11 protein-coding genes and 2 pseudogenes are annotated in these 17784 nt (G+C 43.8%); 7 read left to right on the forward strand and 6 right to left on the reverse strand.

Annotated elements, in window-relative coordinates; genetic code table 11:
* Positions 1-294: 294 nt before the first annotated feature.
* The 5 genes from ACLFKQ_RS04180 to ACLFKQ_RS04200 all read left to right on the forward strand — a co-directional run bounded on the left by ACLFKQ_RS04180 (position 295) and on the right by ACLFKQ_RS04200 (position 7611).
* On the forward strand, positions 295-2703 hold the full coding sequence (locus tag ACLFKQ_RS04180; RefSeq protein WP_448998616.1) for a phosphoketolase family protein: 2409 nt from the start codon (positions 295-297) through the stop codon (positions 2701-2703).
* A 33-nt stretch (positions 2704-2736) separates the two neighbouring features.
* Positions 2737-5268 carry a glycogen/starch/alpha-glucan phosphorylase gene (locus tag ACLFKQ_RS04185; protein ID WP_448998617.1) on the forward strand — a complete coding sequence of 844 codons (2532 nt, stop codon included), beginning with the start codon at positions 2737-2739 and terminating at the stop codon, positions 5266-5268.
* Between the two features lie 354 nt (positions 5269-5622).
* A complete protein-coding gene (locus ACLFKQ_RS04190; RefSeq protein WP_448998618.1) occupies positions 5623-5862 on the forward strand; it encodes a hypothetical protein in 240 nt (79 codons plus the stop codon).
* A 109-nt stretch (positions 5863-5971) separates the two neighbouring features.
* Positions 5972-6610, forward strand: coding sequence for a histidine phosphatase family protein (locus ACLFKQ_RS04195; protein ID WP_448998619.1), 639 nt, complete (start codon positions 5972-5974; stop codon positions 6608-6610).
* 5 nt (positions 6611-6615) lie between these two features.
* A complete protein-coding gene (locus ACLFKQ_RS04200; protein WP_448998620.1) occupies positions 6616-7611 on the forward strand; it encodes an L-lactate dehydrogenase in 996 nt (331 codons plus the stop codon).
* An 80-nt stretch (positions 7612-7691) separates the two neighbouring features.
* Here the strand turns inward: ACLFKQ_RS04200 and ACLFKQ_RS04205 are convergent, their stop codons facing one another.
* Positions 7692-9713: a potassium channel family protein gene (locus tag ACLFKQ_RS04205; RefSeq protein ID WP_448998621.1), complete on the reverse strand. Its 2022-nt coding sequence runs from the start codon at positions 9711-9713 to the stop codon at positions 7692-7694.
* Between the two features lie 75 nt (positions 9714-9788).
* Here ACLFKQ_RS04205 and ACLFKQ_RS04210 point away from each other — a divergent pair, with 75 nt between their 5' ends.
* A complete protein-coding gene (locus tag ACLFKQ_RS04210) occupies positions 9789-10658 on the forward strand; it encodes a class I SAM-dependent methyltransferase (protein ID WP_448998622.1) in 870 nt (289 codons plus the stop codon).
* Positions 10659-10780: 122 nt separating this feature from the next.
* Here ACLFKQ_RS04210 and ACLFKQ_RS04215 read toward each other — a convergent pair whose 3' ends face one another.
* The 4 genes from ACLFKQ_RS04215 to ACLFKQ_RS04230 are packed head-to-tail and all read right to left on the reverse strand — an operon-like array spanning position 10781 to position 16444.
* The gene (locus ACLFKQ_RS04215; protein ID WP_448998623.1) at positions 10781-11473 is read right to left on the reverse strand and encodes a potassium channel family protein; all 693 of its coding nucleotides are present in this window, start codon (positions 11471-11473) and stop codon (positions 10781-10783) included.
* Positions 11474-11477: 4 nt separating this feature from the next.
* Complete coding sequence (locus ACLFKQ_RS04220) at positions 11478-11753, reverse strand: hypothetical protein (protein WP_448998624.1); 276 nt, start codon at positions 11751-11753, stop codon at positions 11478-11480.
* Positions 11754-11801: 48 nt separating this feature from the next.
* Positions 11802-15113 (reverse strand): efflux RND transporter permease subunit, encoded by a 3312-nt coding sequence (locus ACLFKQ_RS04225; protein ID WP_448998625.1) that lies wholly within the window; start codon positions 15111-15113, stop codon positions 11802-11804.
* 26 nt (positions 15114-15139) lie between these two features.
* Positions 15140-16444 carry an efflux RND transporter periplasmic adaptor subunit gene (locus tag ACLFKQ_RS04230; protein WP_448998626.1) on the reverse strand — a complete coding sequence of 435 codons (1305 nt, stop codon included), beginning with the start codon at positions 16442-16444 and terminating at the stop codon, positions 15140-15142.
* A 361-nt stretch (positions 16445-16805) separates the two neighbouring features.
* Between ACLFKQ_RS04230 and ACLFKQ_RS04235 the strand changes: the two are divergent.
* Positions 16806-17111 (forward strand): annotated as a pseudogene (locus tag ACLFKQ_RS04235) (IS630 family transposase); the annotation flags it as partial.
* 108 nt (positions 17112-17219) lie between these two features.
* Here the strand turns inward: ACLFKQ_RS04235 and ACLFKQ_RS04240 are convergent.
* A pseudogene (locus tag ACLFKQ_RS04240) lies at positions 17220-17784 on the reverse strand (IS701 family transposase); the annotation flags it as partial.

The raw sequence follows: 17784 nt of genomic DNA on the forward strand, positions 1-17784 counted from the left end.
AGCAACTTCAGGTACTTTCTCATCTTTGCCTCTTTACGTCAACAGAACCTAACAATAAAAAGGTAAAGATGACATTAAAATTACATTGATGTAGGTTTAAAAAAATTGTTAGTCGCTCATTCGAGATTCGAGAATGATGAGTTTGGGTCGAGTTACAAATTCGCTGGTTTATTAAATTTTCTATCGATCGCCTTAATTTTATTTGCTTTTAACTAGGACTTAACATTTGCCGCTCATGCTGAAAAGTAAAGAGCGCAAGCGCTCTTTAATACTCTTCAAATCGGGAAAAGACTTATGGTTGCCACATCTAGGGAAACTTCAGAATCGAAACAGATTTTAAGTGCCGAAGAGTTAGACCAAATCGATGCTTACTGGCGCGCTTGCAATTATCTGGCGGTGGGGATGATTTATCTGCGCGATAACCCCTTGCTGAAAGAAACTTTAAAACCCGAACATATAAAAAACCGGCTACTGGGACATTGGGGAGCTTCGCCAGCCCTAAGCTTTACCTATATCCATCTCAATCGACTAATTAAAAAATACGACCTGAACGCAATTTTTCTAGCAGGACCGGGACACGGTGCCCCTGGGGTATTAGGACCCGTATATTTAGAAGGAACTTATTCGGAAATTTATCCGGAAAAGAGTGAAGATGTCGAGGGGATGCAGAAGTTCTTCAAGGAATTTTCTTTCCCCGGCTATATCGGCAGTCACTGTACTCCAGAGACTCCAGGTTCGATTCACGAAGGAGGAGAGTTAGGCTATAGCGTATCCCATGCTTACGGTGCAGTTTACGACCATCCCGACTTGATTGCCGCTTGTGTGGTCGGAGACGGCGAAGCCGAAACCGGTCCCCTAGCAACCGCCTGGCACTCCAATAAATTTCTCAATCCCGTTCAGGATGGAGCGGTGCTGCCCATACTCAACCTCAATGGCTATAAAATTGCCAACCCGACGATTCTGTCTCGTATTAGTTCTGAAGAGTTAAATGACTTGTTTAAGGGGTATGGCTATACTCCCTATGTGGTCGAAGGCTCAGATCCCAAAGTAATGCACCAAAAAATGGCTGCCACCATGGAAGAGTGCATCGTCAAAATTCGCGAAATCCAGCAAGAAGCCCGCACTCAGAATAAAGCCTTCCGTCCCCGTTGGCCGATGATTATTCTGCGCACTCCTAAAGGCTGGACGGGACCCGAAACCATAGACGGACATAAAGTTGAAGGTTATTGGCGAGCGCACCAAGTTCCCATGGGTGGTATGCACTCCAACCCCGAACACGTCAAACTTCTCGAAGAGTGGATGAAAAGCTACAAACCAGAGGAGCTATTTGATGCCAACGGCAAATTAATCCCCGAGTTAAAAGCATTAGCTCCCGTGGGCACCAAACGAATGAGTGCCAATCCAGCAGCAAATGGGGGTCTATTACGCAAAGATTTAAAATTACCCGACTTTCGCGACTACGCCGTAACCATGGATAAACCGGGGACGGTAGAAGTAGAAAATACCAGAGTACTGGGAAAATTCTTGCGGGATGTGATGAAGCGCAACATGACCAACTTCCGGGTGTTTGGACCCGATGAAACTGCTTCTAACCGCCTGGCAGATATCTACGAGGTTTCGAAAAAAACCTGGATGGCAGACTATTTACCAGAAGATGAAGATGGTGGCATGCTGTCTCCCGACGGTAGAGTGATGGAGATGTTGAGCGAACATACTTTAGAAGGGTGGCTAGAAGGTTACTTGCTGACCGGAAGACATGGCTTTTTCCACACCTATGAAGCCTTCGCTCACGTCATCGACTCGATGTTTAACCAACACGCTAAATGGCTGGATATCTGCAAAAATCACGTGAAATGGCGTGCTTCGGTTTCTTCCCTCAATCTGATGCTTTCTTCGGTAGTCTGGCGACAAGACCACAATGGTTTTTCCCATCAAGATCCCGGTTTTGTCGATTTAGTCACCAATAAAAGTGCCGATGTCACTAGGATCTATTTTCCTCCCGATGCCAACTGTTTGCTTTCGGTTGCCGACCATTGTTTGCGAAGCAAAGACTATGTAAATCTGATCGTCGCTGACAAACAGATGCACCTGCAATATCTCACTATGGAAGAGGCGATTAAGCACTGCACCAAAGGCATTGGCATTTGGGAATGGGCGAGTAACGACGACTGTGGCAAAGAACCAGACGAGCCTGATGTAGTTATGGCTTGCTGCGGCGACATTCCCACCATGGAATCGCTGGCAGCTACGGCTATTTTACGCGAAGAATTTCCCGAACTAAAAGTGCGCTTTGTTAACGTGGTCGATTTGTATCGCCTACAGACAGAAACCGAACATCCCCACGGTTTATCCAATCAAGAGTTCGACATTCTCTTTACCGCCGATAAACCCGTAATCTTTAACTTCCACGGCTATCCTTGGTTAATTCACAAGTTAGCCTATCGTCGTACCAAACAAGAGCGAATTCACGTACGGGGTTACAAGGAAAAAGGCAATATCAATACACCTTTAGAACTAGCTATTCTCAACCAGATAGACCGCTTTAACTTGGTGATTGACGTAATCGAGCGCGTTCCCCAACTGGGTTCTCGTGCCGCCTACGTGAGAGAACGGATGAGAAACGAAATTATCGACAGTCTGGCTTATGCTCGTTCTGAAGGCATGGATAGACCGGAAATGGTTCATTGGAAGTGGCCTTATTAAGCAAGGAATTGTAGAATTTTTTAGGAGCGAGTCATGACCATATCTGAAGATAAACTAACAACTAGCGCCATCCTCACAGAAGACGATCGCACCGGGTTAGAGACGACCACTTTAAGAAGAGCGATCGCCGATAACCTGTTTTACCTCCAGGGAAAATTTCCCGGTATTGCTACCTTCAATGATTACTACATGGCACTGGCTTACACCATCCGCGATCGCCTATTTCAACGCTGGATTGCCACGACCCAAACCTATCTCCAAAAGAATGTCCGGGTGGTTTGCTATTTTTCAGCCGAATTTCTCGTCGGACCTCATTTGGCTAATAATTTAATTTGCCTGGGAATTTACGAGCGAGTTCTTCAAGCAGTAGAAGAATCGGGACTGAATTTAACAGAATTGATCGACCAGGAAGAAGAACCCGGTTTGGGTAATGGCGGTTTGGGGCGTTTGGCGGCTTGCTATATGGACTCTCTAGCTAGTTTGCAAATTCCCGCCATCGGCTATGGTATCCGTTACGAATACGGTATCTTCGATCAAGAAATTCGCGACGGCTGGCAGGTAGAAATTACCGATAAGTGGCTACAACATGGCAATCCCTGGGAAATAGCCCGTCCCGAGTCGTCGGTCGAAGTCAAATTTGGCGGCTACACCGAAGCCTATACCGACGAGCGGGGTAACTACCGAGTGCGTTGGGTACCCGATTATGTAGTTAAGGGAATTCCTTACGATACACCAATTCTGGGCTACAAAGTCAATACCGCCAACACCATGCGCCTCTGGACGGCAGAAGCTACTGAATCTTTTGATTTTTTTCGCTTTAACAGCGGCGACTACTACGGTGCAGTCGATGCCAAAGTTGGTTCGGAAAATCTGACCAAAGTTCTCTATCCCAATGACGAATTAGTTGCGGGTAAAGAACTCAGGTTAAAACAGCAATATTTCTTCGTGTCTTGTTCTCTGCAAGACATGATTCGCATTCACACGCTCGATGGCGATCGCATCGAAACTTTTGCCGACAAGTTTACCGCTCAGCTCAACGATACCCATCCTTCGATTGGCGTAGCAGAGTTAATGCGCTTGCTAGTTGACGAGCACCATTTAAACTGGGATAAAGCCTGGGAGATTACGACTAAGACTTTTGCTTTTACCAACCATACTCTTTTGCCAGAAGCCCTAGAAAAATGGTCCTTAGAAATTTTCGGTCGTCTTCTACCCCGACACCTAGAAATTATTTACGAAATCAACCAGCGATTTCTCGAACGAGTCAGAATTAAGTATCCCAACAATACAGAAAAGTTGAACCGACTGTCTTTAATCGACGAGAGTGGCGGGAAATACGTCCGCATGGCTCATTTAGCTTGTGTCGGTTCCTATGCGATTAACGGTGTTGCCGAACTACACACCGAACTGTTAAAACAAACCGTACTTAAAGATTTTTATCAACTCTTTCCCCAAAAATTCAGTAACAAAACCAATGGGGTGACTCCCCGTCGCTGGATGGTATTGAGTAATCCTAGATTGAGTAAACTGATTAGCGATAAAATAGGCGAGCGCTGGATTAATCATCTAGAAGAAATCAAGCAACTCGAACCTTTAGCCGAAGATGGGAATTTTCATCAACAGTGGCGGGAAACCAAATTAGCCGTCAAACGAGAACTGGCAGATTATACCCAAGAACAAACGGGGATCGCGGTCAATCCCGAGAGCTTATTCGACATTCAGGTCAAACGCATCCACGAATACAAACGCCAGCATCTCAACGTACTGTATATCATCACTCTCTACAATCGTCTCAAACGAAATCCCGATTTACAGATTACCCCTCGCACTTTCTTTTTTGGGGGCAAAGCCGCACCGGGTTATTTTATGGCGAAGTTAATTATCAAATTGATTAACTCCGTAGGCGAGGTAGTCAACCAAGATCCCGACGTGAGAGAACGCCTCAAAGTAGTCTTTTTACCCGACTACAATGTTACTTTAGGTCAGCGAGTCTATCCCGCAGCAGATTTATCCGAACAAATTTCAATGGCGGGAAAAGAAGCTTCGGGTACGGGAAACATGAAGTTTGCTCTCAATGGCGCGTTAACTATCGGCACTCTCGACGGTGCTAATGTCGAAATTCGCCAAGAAGTTGGGGCTGAAAATTTCTTTTTATTTGGCTTAACCTCTGATGAAGTCAACCAATTGAAGTCTCAAGGCTACAATCCTTGGGATTATTACCAAAATAATGAGGAACTCAAAGCAGTTATCGATTTAATTGCCTCTGGTTTCTTTGCTCGTGGAGATACCAATATTTTTCGACCAATTGTCGATAATCTTCTCTATGACGATCCTTTCTTACTCCTCGCCGATTATCAATCCTACGTTGAATGTCAGGATCGAGTAGGAGCGGCTTATCGAGAGCGAGAAAACTGGACGAGAATGTCAATTCTCAACGTTGCGCGGATGGGTAAATTTTCCAGCGATCGCGCCATTCGCCAATACTGTGACCAGATTTGGCAAGCCCAAGCCGTACCGATTGCCATCCAAAAATACGATCCGACCGATGCTGTTCTGCAGGTATAGATAAGCACGCCGCAGGCATACAAGCGCTTTAATCCCCGTCCTCTAAGTAACTGAGGATGGGGTGAGTGAAATTTTCTGTGGTAAAAACGGAATGAGATGGTTTTTAAGTAATGAGTAATGAGTGAATCGAAGTTCAGAAACGTTGTGGCTTCTGTCAATCGATTTGTTGAAAGTTCTTCCACTGTTTTTTTCGTTCACTCCTGAAGACAGGATAAAATACCTTGGTTTTAATTGTAATCCTGGTTTTAAAAAACTTAAAAATGAAAAACAGGCAAATTTCGATTAAAGTACTCTTAAACTAAAAATTAGCCTGGTTCGACAAACAAGCAAACCAAACTAACTCCAAACTATACTATGGAAATTTCCAGCTCCCAGGATCGAGAACCTACTCCCGAAGAACTCCAAGAACTCGAGAAACTTAAAGCGATAATCGAACGTGCCACAGAAGATGGCAAGCTAACCGTAGGAGAATTTGAAACCATTAAAAATGTAATACGTGGCGATAAAAAAGTAAGTTTTGAAGAACTTGAGTTAGTCAGAACGCTAATCTACGAAAAAATCGAGCGTGGAGAACTTGAAAAGGTTTGGGATTAGCAAAAAGTAGGACATATAGACCGTTATCCTCTCGTTCCTTTGATTTTGATGTAGTTTATTCTCCTTGTTTTTTTTGCCTGAATCTAAACTATTTAAAAATTACTAACTCATGAGCTTAACTATCTATTTTCTGCGCCATGGAGAAACTACAGCCAGTAAAACAGGAGGTTACTGCGGAACCCTAGATGTTGAGTTGACCCCAGAAGGGATCCGGATGGCAGAGGATTTTGCCGTTGCATACAAATCGCTCCCTTGGACGGCTATTTTTTGTAGTCCTCTCTGGCGGACGATCGAGACCGCCAAACCTTTGTGCAATCTAATTGGCATGGATCTGCAACTTCGGGATGGATTGAAAGAAATTGCCTATGGTAAATGGGAAGGTAAAACCCCAGAGGAAGTTAATCGCGAGTTTCACGATGAATACGTCCGTTGGTTAGCCGATCCCGGTTGGAACTCGCCTCCCGGTGGGGAAAAAGGTATCGATATTGCTCGTCGCAGTAGCGCCGTCTTAGAAGAGATCGAACGAACTTATGATGATGGTAATGTCTTAGTAGTTTCTCACAAAGCAACTATTCGTATTATGCTGTGTTCTCTACTGGGGATCGATGTCGGTCGCTATCGCGATCGCATTTTGATGCCCGTGGCTTCGGTCAGCATCGTGGAATTTACCGAACGAGGACCTCTACTGCGTGGTTTGGGCGATCGCTACCACCTATCTCAATCCTTGCGCGATCTACCAGGTACTTAATTATTATGTTGAAACGATTATTTACTACTAACCCAGAAGCAGAAAAACCCGCTCCTCTCCGTCCCCGCAAAGGTGTCATTATCGGCGTAGGACAAGTGGGACTGGCTTGTGCTTATTCCCTGTTAATTCAAGACTGCTTTGATGAATTGATTCTTCAAGACTTAGCCAAGGATAAAGTCGAGGGGGAAGTAATGGACTTAGTTCACGGTATGTCTTTTATTGCTCCTACTGACCTCAAAGCAGGAACCGTAGCCGATGTGGGACAAAATGCGGACTTAGTAATTATTACTGCCGGAACGGCACAAAAGCCAGGAGAAAATCGCTTAAATTTATTAGAACGAAATATTGCCATTTTTAAAAGTATTCTCGGTGATGTGGTCAAGTATTGTCCCGATGCTATTTTATTGATTGTCACCAATCCAGTAGACATCATGACCTATGCAACTCTGAAAATCTCTGGATTTCCCAGTTCGAGGGTAATTGGTTCGGGTACGGTACTCGATACGGGTCGCTTTCGTTCTTTACTCTCTAAAAAGTTAGATATCGATGCTCGCAGCGTTCATGCTTATATTATTGGCGAACATGGAGATAGCGAAGTTCCAGTCTGGAGTACGGCAAATATAGCTGGGATGAAATTAGTTCCCAATGACTGGGAAAACCTGGCTGCTGCCGAACGAGAAGATTTAACTGCTATTTTCGAGCAAGTAAAAAATGCTGCTTATGAGATCATTAAGCGCAAGGGATACACCTCTTATGGAATTGGATTGGCAGTAACCGATATAACTAAAGCTATTTTACGCAGTCAGGAGCGCGTACTTACCGTCAGTAGTTTGATGGATGGACTGTACGATCTTCATGATATCTGTCTGGGTTTTCCTAGGGTTGTCAACGAAAAAGGCATACTTAAAACGGTTAATCTACTGCTCAGTGAATCGGAAGAAAAACAATTACGGGATTCTGCCAGGGTGCTGCGAGAAGTTTTTGCGCGGCTGAAACTGTGAATGCGAAGTCCCGTAGAACCAACGAGAATCGAGTTTAAAAATCGGGAGCCCGACAAAGTTATGGGATAGTTCGAGGGCAATTAACTTTGAGTCAATAAATGAGATACGACCAAAGCTTTTTTTAATTCTGCAACTAACCTTCGTGCTTGAGGTTGATAGAGCCGAACCGAAAGAGTTTGAGGCAGGTCATTCATTGTGGCTCTGGCTAGAGCTAAGCTGCATCCCGTAATTCTAGCGATCGCATTGGCTCCTTCAAAAATCGCATCGGCAATGAGCACTTTTTCGATTCTAATTTGCCACTGTTTGGCTTGTCGCTCGAGTTGTCCTCGTTCGATACGACGCAATCCATCGATAGTGGCTAAGATAACTAAGCGATCGCCTGGTTTTAAAGGAGGTTCGTCTAGTGGTAATAACACCGAAGCTCGGTTGGGTTGTTGATACACGATGGGTACGACTCCATAACCATAGGCAACATCGGCGAGTAATAATCCGTGCAGGGTGTCTTCTGCTTCGATCTGATATTCTGTCACTAAGATGGTACTGTCCCTCAAGCGAAACAGATCGAGAATATTTTCGCCAAAAGCTGCACCGGCAAAAGCTGCTGCTGCTACCTCATAAACTCCCACAATCTGGGTATTTGGCAATAAGTTGTTGAGATGTCGAGCGATGCGAATTCCTGAAGTTCTGAGAACTAGATTGAGCTGGGGTACGCTCGCTCTTGCCATTAGTGCGGTTTCTAAGTTAAGAATCTCGTCGTCGGTAACGATGACCAGACTTTTAGCTTTAAATAGATTAGCCGCGTTCAATGCAGTTTCTAAATTGCCAAGAATTAAAGGCATTTCATCGGCAAATTGTCGATAAAAACTCGGTTCGAAAGTAATTCCTACCACTTGTTGGTGAAATTTAGTTAACAAAGCTCGAACTTTTTGACCGGTTTGTCCCATCCCTACGATCGCGATATGATCTTGCCGAGGCAGAGGCGGGGGATGTTTGGTAAATTCAAAGCGAGAAGAGAGAAAAGTTTCAATTAGCAAAGCATAGATTACCCCAACAAAAACCGTACCTACCAGGGTTAGTATCAAGCTAAACAAGCGAATCCACCAGGGTATCGAGCTTATATCTTCTAATTCGGCAAAGAGATCGCCATATCCCCCTAGCAGTAACACTGCAGTCGCTAAAAAAGCCGAAAGACTAGTAATTTCGGGATCGTACCAGCTAAACAAAACCGTCCCGACAATTAGTAAAATGACAATAATAATTGCGTTAACTAGAGCTACTCTTTGAATTTGTTGGCGAAAATTTAGTTGAGTAAAAAAGCGAGATATATTGTTTAACCAAGCCGTTAGTTGCTCTAATTGATTTTTAGTTCTCGTCGCAGTTGGTTCGAAAGAGTTAGTGTAAAACCGACGGTCAAAATCATTGGCAATTTTGAGATAAATTATCGTATCGCCAGCCCGAACTAAATTGCCAGCATTCCAAGTGGCAAACTTGAGTTTAGAGCTACTGTCGCCATCGCTATGAGCCAAAATTCGCCGATAGTTATTTTCTAAACTGATAATCGAGCGCTCGCACCAGAGGTCTTCAATTGAGATTTGTCTGCGAACTACTTGCCAAATTTGTCCCTCAAGCTCGAAGAAGCCCAAAATCTCCGTACCTAAAGCTGCTAGGGTAAATGCCGCCGTAGACAATTCTGTCGGCTCGAAGGCGATATAATTACCTAGTTGTCGAGCTAATAATTGATTGAGGTTGGTCTTACCCGACCTAACTACCAAGCGAGTTCCAGGATTTAACTGACGAATGGCGAGCGCCGTTTCTACATTCACGCGCTCGTCTGTAGTGACAATTAATGCGGCGCGACACTTGTGAATCTGAGCTCGACGCAAGGTCTCATTATGGCGACAGTCGCCAATAATTAACTCATCTAATAAATCTTTTAAAGATTCAATTTCCCAAGCGATGGGTAGTTGCCGCTCGATGGCAACAATTTTGACTCCAAATTCGGTTAAGGAAACAATACAATGTTGCCCTAAGCTACCCAAGCCACAAATAATAAAATATTCTAAGCCAACAGGATTACTACGAAATCGTTCTTCCTCGAGCACTGGAAAGGGCGTTTTTAAATTTTTTTGTGTTTAGTCTATCCCAATCTAAATACATCATAACCTAGACTAGAGCCTATGAAAAACATAGATAACAAAGAACCATGGTACAGTATGTACCGAGAGATCGCCGATAACTATAGTCGCCAACAAAGAGAAAGCTGGTACAGTAGTGTTGCCGATGCTTACCATCGCACCAGACCACGCTATCATCAAACTGTGTGCGATCTCGTCAAGCAATTAACTAATTTAACTTCAAGTTCGACAGTTTTAGAATTAGGTTGTGGACCTGGAACTGCTACAGTTTCCTTAGCTAAATTGGGCTGGTCGCTAGTATGTCTCGAACCGAGTTATGAAGCTTGTCAGCTAGCCAAACAAAATTGCCGTGAATATCCTCAGGTAGAAATTATCAATACTAGTTTTGAAGCTTGGGAATTAGACGGTCAAAAATTTGATGCCGTTCTTGCTGCTACTTCTTTTCACTGGCTCGATCCCCAAGTTAAATATCAAAAAACGGCAGCAGCTTTGAAAGATAATGGATTTTTAATCCTGCTTTGGAATACTCCGCCTCAAATCGAACTAGGTCTCTATAAATCTCTTCAAAAAATTTATCAAACCTATGCACCTAAGATTGAATATCAGTCAATTGCTACCCATAGCAGTAATTTAAACCAGATTGTTCGAGCAGTAGACAATTCTGGTTACTATGATGTTTGGCAAAGTGAAGAGCTTGTTTGTGAAGTGACTTACAGTTTAGATGAATATCTTACCCTTCTTAGCACTCTATCGCCTTATATCATGCTGGATACTCATGCGAGAAAGTCTTTATTTGAAAATATCAGAGAAATATTACAGAAAGAGTGCGGCGCGACTTTACAGCTTTCACATCTTATGTCGTGGCAAATTGCACGAAAAATAAAGTTAGATAGACATCGATCGCTCAGGTAAACAATACTCTCACTCAATCGCCAAAACTTCGTTAACGGTTAGCTCAAGTTCTGGAAAAGTAGGGGAAATAATTTTTGCTTCATTGTCAAACACAGTCTCTTCATATTAGGTCGCGGAGTATGTCAATTTTCACCGCGACTGTAAAGACCGACAAGGCGAGCGATAAAAATCGTAGGATACATCAGTCCAGCGATCGCCTCTAAGTTGGCTAGCATTCTCGTCCAGGTGGTAACGGGAATTGTATCTCCATAACCCAAGGTAGAAAGAGTCGTAAAACTAAAATACAATAAGTCCAACTGGCAAGCTTCACAAGTCGAGATTATAGAATTACTGTCCCATAATGTCGACAAATTGTAGAGCAAACTCCAAAGAAGACCGATGAGTAGGTAGCCACAAATTCCACCCTCGATCGTGTCTTTCGTAACTCGCTCCAAAAATAATTGGGTTGTAATCGAAGAGACGGCAGCGAGCAGAAATAATGCATTGGTCACGATACCCAGGCTAATTATCATCAAGACGAGCGAGCGATTTTCTTCCAGGGTTGAAAGAGCCCATTCTTCGGGAATCTCTATAAAACCAACTAATTGAGTTAGAAAAGCCAGACCGGCTAAGATTAAGAACTGAAGTTTCCGGCCTCGTTGTATGAATCCGCCACCGATCGCGATCGCAATAATTATCAGAGTTAATCCCCAGGAGATTGGTACACTCCAGGCTGAATCTTGCCAAAGTGGTCTGCTGACAAAATAGAGAATTAAAGCAGTTAATAATCGATCGTATCGATTGTGAGCGAATCCTTGAAGGACTTTACTACCCAAGACATTATTCTTCGAAGGTATTATCTTCGTTGTTTTTCTCATACTTTTGCCGTTTTTTCATTTCTTCTAAATCCCGTTCTACTTTTAATTGTCGGAGAGCCTCTTGACTCATGCCAAACAACAAACCTCCGGTGCCGCAGACGATGACGTAGACTCGGTCTAGATTACGATAGTATTTGCTGGTGTATGGTGGCTCAGCCAGTTTCGCTATAACAAAACCAAGTCCCGCACCTATTAGTGCAGTAATAATTCCGGCAAAAAAGATTTTTTTTCCATTCATAGCGTCATACCTCGCAAGCATCGAGCCAAATCTAAAGTGCTCGATAGTTTAGGCTAAATTATCACCTCGCTCGAAACGCTTGGGAGTAGGGACCCTGGGCTCGGTCTTCCTTTCAGAGTCCACCTCTGAATCAGAGACATTACCATTGACATTATCGGGTTTGGCTAGGGATTCAGGAGCGGGAGGAGAACCGGGGGTTGGAGACCCCCCTCCGTCATCATCTTTACTCGGTCCCTTAGGTCCCTTGCCTCCTAGGAACTGAGCTTCTATACCCTTAATGACCACATAGAGCACTGGAACGAAGAGAAAGCTCAGTACAGTAGAAATTAGTAGACCGCCAAATAAAGTAGTACCGATAGAAATCCGAGAAGCTGAACCCGCACCAGTGGCAATTACCAAGGGAAAAAAGCCGACCAGTGAAGAAACTGCCGTCATTAAAATCGGGCGGAAACGTTCTTCAGCAGCTCTCTGCGCCGCTTTGATAATACTCATTCCTTCCCCTCGCGCTTGATTGGCAAACTCAACAATCAAAATCGCGTTTTTACTTGCCAGTCCGATCAACATGACTAAGGCGACATTGGCATAGACATCATTAATTAGTCCTCTGGCGAAGATAAAGAGCAACGCGCCTAACATCGCTGAAGGTACGGTAAGCAGAATAATAATGGGGTCGACGTAACTTTCGTACTGCGCTGAAAGAGTGAGAAACACCATGATAATTCCGAAGAGGAAGATCAGTGCTCCCAAACTACCTGCAGCGATTTCCTCTTTAGCCAACCCGATCCAATCACTGGCGATACCAGGTAGAGCAGCAGCTTCTACCGCTTCATCCATTGCCGCGATCGCCTCCCCGCTACTGGAGCTGGGTGTCGCCTGCAGCTTAATCGAGCGAAATCCATTGTAGTGGGTCACGATCTGAGGACCGGTAATGGGAGTAATAGTCGCCAGATCGCTAATGGGCACCATGTTTCCGGTGCGCGATCGCACGTAAAATTTTCCCAAATCGTCGGGAGTATTGCGATAATCTCCCTCTGCCTGTACGTATACTTTATAGCTCCGAGTCCCTAAAGTAAAATCGTTGACATAGGCAGAGCCAATCGCCGTCCCGATGGTTTGCATTGCCTCTTGAAAATCAATATTGAGTGCGGCAAGCTGGTTGCGGTTAATATCGATCTCTAGTTGGGGGGTACCTGCAGTAAATTGAGTTCTAGCCAAAGCAATTGCTGGTTTGGCATTGGCTTGAGCTAAAATCTCATTGGCATTAGCCAGAAAGTCATCGAACGTAAACCGTCCTCCCGTACGGTCTTGTAATTGTAATTCTAATTCTCCCGTACTACTAAATCCCGGAATTGTAGGTGGTGCAAAGATAGCTACGATTCCCTCTTGAATTTGGGCAAACTTTTGATTTAATTTAGCGGCGAGACTGAGAGCATCTTGTTCGCTAGCGGTACGCTCGTCCCAATGTTTGAGATTGGCAAAGAATATTCCCTGATTGGGTCCATTCCCCTCAAATCCCGAACCACTAGCGGTAAAGGTATGCTCGATCTCTGGTGTGTCTTGCAAAATCGTCTCAACCCGATCTAGTATTTTATCGGTATAGTTGAGCGCCACTCCATCCGGTGCCTGAACGACTCCTAGTAAAGCACCTTGATCTTCGACCGGTACGAACCCCGAAGGCACGATGCCGAACATATATATCGTCAGTACCAAACCCGCCGCAAAGACTGCCATCACCAGGTAACGAAGTCGAATCAAAAATCCTACAAGTTGTTGGTATCGCGCCAAAATCCAGTCATTAGCCCCATTGAATTTATCGAAAAACCATCCCAGTGGACCGCGACTTCTGCGCTGAGGGCGGAGCAAAATTGCTGACATACTAGGGCTAAAGCTTAAAGCGTTAAATGTAGAAACGATTACCGCAAAGGCAATCACCAGAGCAAATTGCTGATAGAGAGCACCAGTAGTTCCTGGGAAGAAGGCTACTGGAACGAACACCGCCAATAAAACTAGAGATGTTGAAATGACCGCACCCGATAGTTCCTCCATTGCTGCAAACGATGCCTGTTTCGCCGTCATTCCCTGCTCCATTTTGGCAGTTACGGCTTCCACAACTACGATCGCATCATCGACCACCAAACCAGTAGCCAGAATCAAGCCAAAGAGAGTTAAACTATTGAGCGAGAATCCTAAAATCAGGGCAAAAGCTAAAGCTCCAACCAGAGCAACCGGGATCGCTACAGCAGGAATAATCGTCGTACGCCAGTCTTGTAAGAAGACAAAGATAATCAGAACAACCAACCCCACAGCTTGGAGGAGAGTGATAAATACTTCCTTAATCGAAACATTAATAAATGCCGTGGTGTCATATACCACTACATCTTTTAACCCAGGGGGAAAACCCTGACGCAGACCGTCCATCAGCTCAGCAATATTAGCTGCCACATCTATGGCATTACTTCCCGGCAGCTGATAAATACCTATACCCGAGCCTTCTCGACCGTTTACACGAGCATTACTAAAATAGTTTTCGGCACCCAATTCGGCTCTTCCAATATCTTTAACTTTGATTAAAGTACCATCATCAGCAACTTTGAGTACTAACTCTTCAAATTCTGCAGCATTCTCAAACCTTCCTTGAATTCGCACTGGTAATTCAATCGATTGCCCCTCAGGTATCGGCTCTTGTCCAATCGACCCAGCACCGACCACGATGTTTTGCGATTTGAGGGCACCAACAACATCCAGGGTGGTAAGCTCCCGACTAGCTAGGGCAGAAGGATCTAACCAAATTCTCATGGCGGTTTGCTTCTGTCCGAACACGATCGCATCCCCTACTCCAGGAACTCGCTTGATCAGGTCGATAATATTGAGGTCGATATAGTTGCTAATAAACAGGCTGTCGTATTCTCCGTTTTCTGCATAGAAGCCAATAATTTGCAGGATACTGGTTGAAGCCGCTTTAGTAGAGACTCCCAGCTGCTGAACTGGTGCTGGCAGCTGTGGCAGCGCGGTAGCCACCCGGTTTTGAACGTTGACCTGGTTGATATTTTTATCCGTGTTAGAGGGAAAATAAACGGAAATCGAGCTAGTTCCAGCGTAGCTTTGGGAGGTCATATAGTCCATATCCTCCACACCGTTAATCTCTCGCTCGAGGATTGTCGTTACGGTATTCTCCACCGTTTCTACATCTGCTCCCGTATAGGATGAATTCACCTGAATGTTAATCGGAGAAATGTCGGGCAGATAGTTAATTGGCAGCAGAGGAATACAAACACCACCTACCAACAAGATTACGATCGTACAAACTGTGGTCAGAACCGGTCGCTTAATAAAATTGGAGGCAATTGACAAAATGACCATGACTATAGCGCGACTGTAATATTAATTTATATTTGATTTTGACTGGTAGTGGTATTGGAATCGGGTTGAACGGGAGTCATATTCTGTAGCTTGAGAATATTAGAGGTAGCCACCCGATCGCCAGCTTCTAAACCATCAATCACCTGATAACTAGTATCCTGAAGAGCTCCCAACTCTACGGGATGCAAACGCACGATTGGTTTAGTTTCTCCGGCGTCGTTGGTAATTTCGTCTGCAAGGTAGACAAAGTCTTTGCCGCTTTGACGCGAGACGGCTATCGTGGGGATCGTAATTCCAGGCTCGGTATTCCAGATCACTCGAGCTTGCACGTATTGTCCGTCTCTGAGGGAGCCATTCTCGTCAGAGAAACGAGCCTTAGTCAAAATAACCTGAGATGAAGGATCTACCGTTGGCGCAATAAAGTTAATACTGCCTCGAGCGAGAGTTGTCTTAGTCGTGGGATCGATAAGTTCGACTGGTAATCCAGCTTTTAATTGCTTTCTTCGGTTAGAAGGAACTGAAATTCGTAAATCCAAAGCATTGTTGCGAGCGATTTTGGCAACCGTTTCTCCCGTACTGACATAATCGCCGATATCTACTGGAATGTCGTCTAAAACTCCACTAATTGGTGCCTTAATTTTTTTAAAATTAACGCTGACTTGAGCTTCATCTAACTGTGCTCGTGCCTGAGCGATATTCGCCTCGGCTTGGGAAATCGCTGCCTTAGCAGCTGCTACCGCATTGTTAGCAGAACTTAGGTTATTTTGCTTGGCTTCCAAATCTTGTGCGGCTCGGTCGTAATCGAATTCTCCAATTACACCTCCTTCTAAGAGAAACTTGGCTCGTTCAAAATTAGTTTTGGCCAGATTTACCTCAGATTGTGCGGTGTCCCGATTTGCCCCGGCAACTTTGAGTTGTTCTAATGCAGTATCGCGATTGGACTCGGCAATATTTACGGCTGCCCGAGCACTTTCAACCTGAGATACGGTTTGGTCTGGTTTGAGCTCGAGCAGTACCTGCCCCGCCTCAATGTTCTGTCCAGATTCAACTAAAATTTGTTTTACCTGACCTTGAATCTCTGATTTAATCTCTGCTTGATCTACCGCTTCTAATCTACCTACAAATTCTGAGGCTTCTACGATCCTTTCTGTTTCTAGAGTGGCAAACTTAACTGGCACGGGGTCCGGAGTCTGGTTATTAACTGTTTGGTTGTTTTTACAGGCAGGCAAGAGAGCAGATAAGCCGATAACTGCTGTGGCTAAGAAAAGCTCTTTAAAGTTTATTCGGTTAGATTTAGAAAAACTACTTGAATCTACATCAGTTGCATTCATGACTATCTACACTAAAACTCAATTTGGTTAAAAAGACGAGCCTTGATAAAAAATAGTACTTTATGTTCTTTTTCTAAGGCAATTATTTATTGAAAAAGTATTGAGAATCAAAATTTACTATCTTATGTGATGCTAGATAAAAGAACTTAAATTATTAAAACTACATTAACGTTACACTCGGTTTTGTAACTTTTAGTATAATCTTCAATTTTTAACGTACCACGAAAGGAATTAAAGGTGTGATTAAGCAAATCAAAAATATACAATTATTGATGACTTTAGCTTTTGGAGTCTCGATAAGCTGTTGAGCATTTAGATTGGGTATAATAGCAAAACTAAAAGCAAGCGATCGCGACTAAAGATGCCAGCCAGAAACCATCTGACATTAGAGCAAAAAGAAAAACTACAAAAAGCTTTAAAAAGAGAAGCAAATGGAGATATTAGAGAGAGAATTTTAATCCTATTACTTTTTAATTAATGACGGCAAAACACAGCAAGAAATTGCTAATCTTATTGGTTGTTTATTGGTTGTTCAAAAAATAAGGTATGTTATTGGTGCGTGCACGGAGCTCCAGATAACCTAGAGAGTCTTAAAGATGAAAGAATGAAAGGTAATCATCAAAAAGCTACAGAAAAGTATATAGAAATATTGTTAAAAACGGTTGAAATGGTCAGTTAAATTAATCTTGCGCGATCGTGAATTAAGCAGACTTGGCGATCGCTTAATTATTTAGGTTAACCACAACTTCTTTTTTCTTAGCTCGACTTTATCCAATCAAGCAGCATAAATAGCAAGATCTCTCAAACGGTTGAATAAAGAACGAGGGACTTTTACGATGTCAGCAGGATTAGATGACATGGAAAAACTGCTAGCCCAGAGAAATCGACGCACCAGAGCTAAGGCATCAGAAAAAGTAGGCAGAGATTTGACATACCAACTTTTTTGTCTAGTAGTCCAAGTAAAATCGGTTTGTAAATGATGAGCTAAAAGAGTAACCAGAGAAAATAGCCCCAAAATAAGAGGAGTAGTGCGTGCAATGGCTAAATTTGACCATTGGCGTTGAGTTTCTAGACCCAAATGTCTTCTAGCTTCTTCAAAGGTTACTTCCATTTGCCAACGACGTGTAAACCATTCTAAGATTTGCTGGGGTTGATATTTGGAATTAGTACACAGCAAAGCCTGAGTCTTAAATTTGCCCAAAGGATCGCGGACTAAAATCCAGCGAATCGGAACAACAGGCAGTCCAGTATGATACCAAACAGCTAATCCTGTAGTAATTTCTACTTGACGCTCAGTTTCTCCATACCAACGCAAAAGCGTCATGCTTGTCCAGTGTGTA

This window comes from Myxosarcina sp. GI1(2024) (assembly GCF_053543375.1).

What these genes read in the sequence shown, in the direction of transcription:
- ACLFKQ_RS04230 (WP_448998626.1), bottom strand. Translation starts at nt 16,444, where the DNA reads ATGAATGCAACTGATGTAGATTCAAGTAGTTTTTCTAAATCTAACCGA.
- ACLFKQ_RS04185 (WP_448998617.1), top strand. Translation starts at nt 2,737, where the DNA reads ATGACCATATCTGAAGATAAACTAACAACTAGCGCCATCCTCACAGAA.
- ACLFKQ_RS04220 (WP_448998624.1), bottom strand. Translation starts at nt 11,753, where the DNA reads ATGAATGGAAAAAAAATCTTTTTTGCCGGAATTATTACTGCACTAATA.
- ACLFKQ_RS04210 (WP_448998622.1), top strand. Translation starts at nt 9,789, where the DNA reads ATGAAAAACATAGATAACAAAGAACCATGGTACAGTATGTACCGAGAG.
- ACLFKQ_RS04195 (WP_448998619.1), top strand. Translation starts at nt 5,972, where the DNA reads ATGAGCTTAACTATCTATTTTCTGCGCCATGGAGAAACTACAGCCAGT.
- ACLFKQ_RS04190 (WP_448998618.1), top strand. Translation starts at nt 5,623, where the DNA reads ATGGAAATTTCCAGCTCCCAGGATCGAGAACCTACTCCCGAAGAACTC.
- ACLFKQ_RS04200 (WP_448998620.1), top strand. Translation starts at nt 6,616, where the DNA reads ATGTTGAAACGATTATTTACTACTAACCCAGAAGCAGAAAAACCCGCT.
- ACLFKQ_RS04180 (WP_448998616.1), top strand. Translation starts at nt 295, where the DNA reads ATGGTTGCCACATCTAGGGAAACTTCAGAATCGAAACAGATTTTAAGT.
- ACLFKQ_RS04225 (WP_448998625.1), bottom strand. Translation starts at nt 15,113, where the DNA reads ATGGTCATTTTGTCAATTGCCTCCAATTTTATTAAGCGACCGGTTCTG.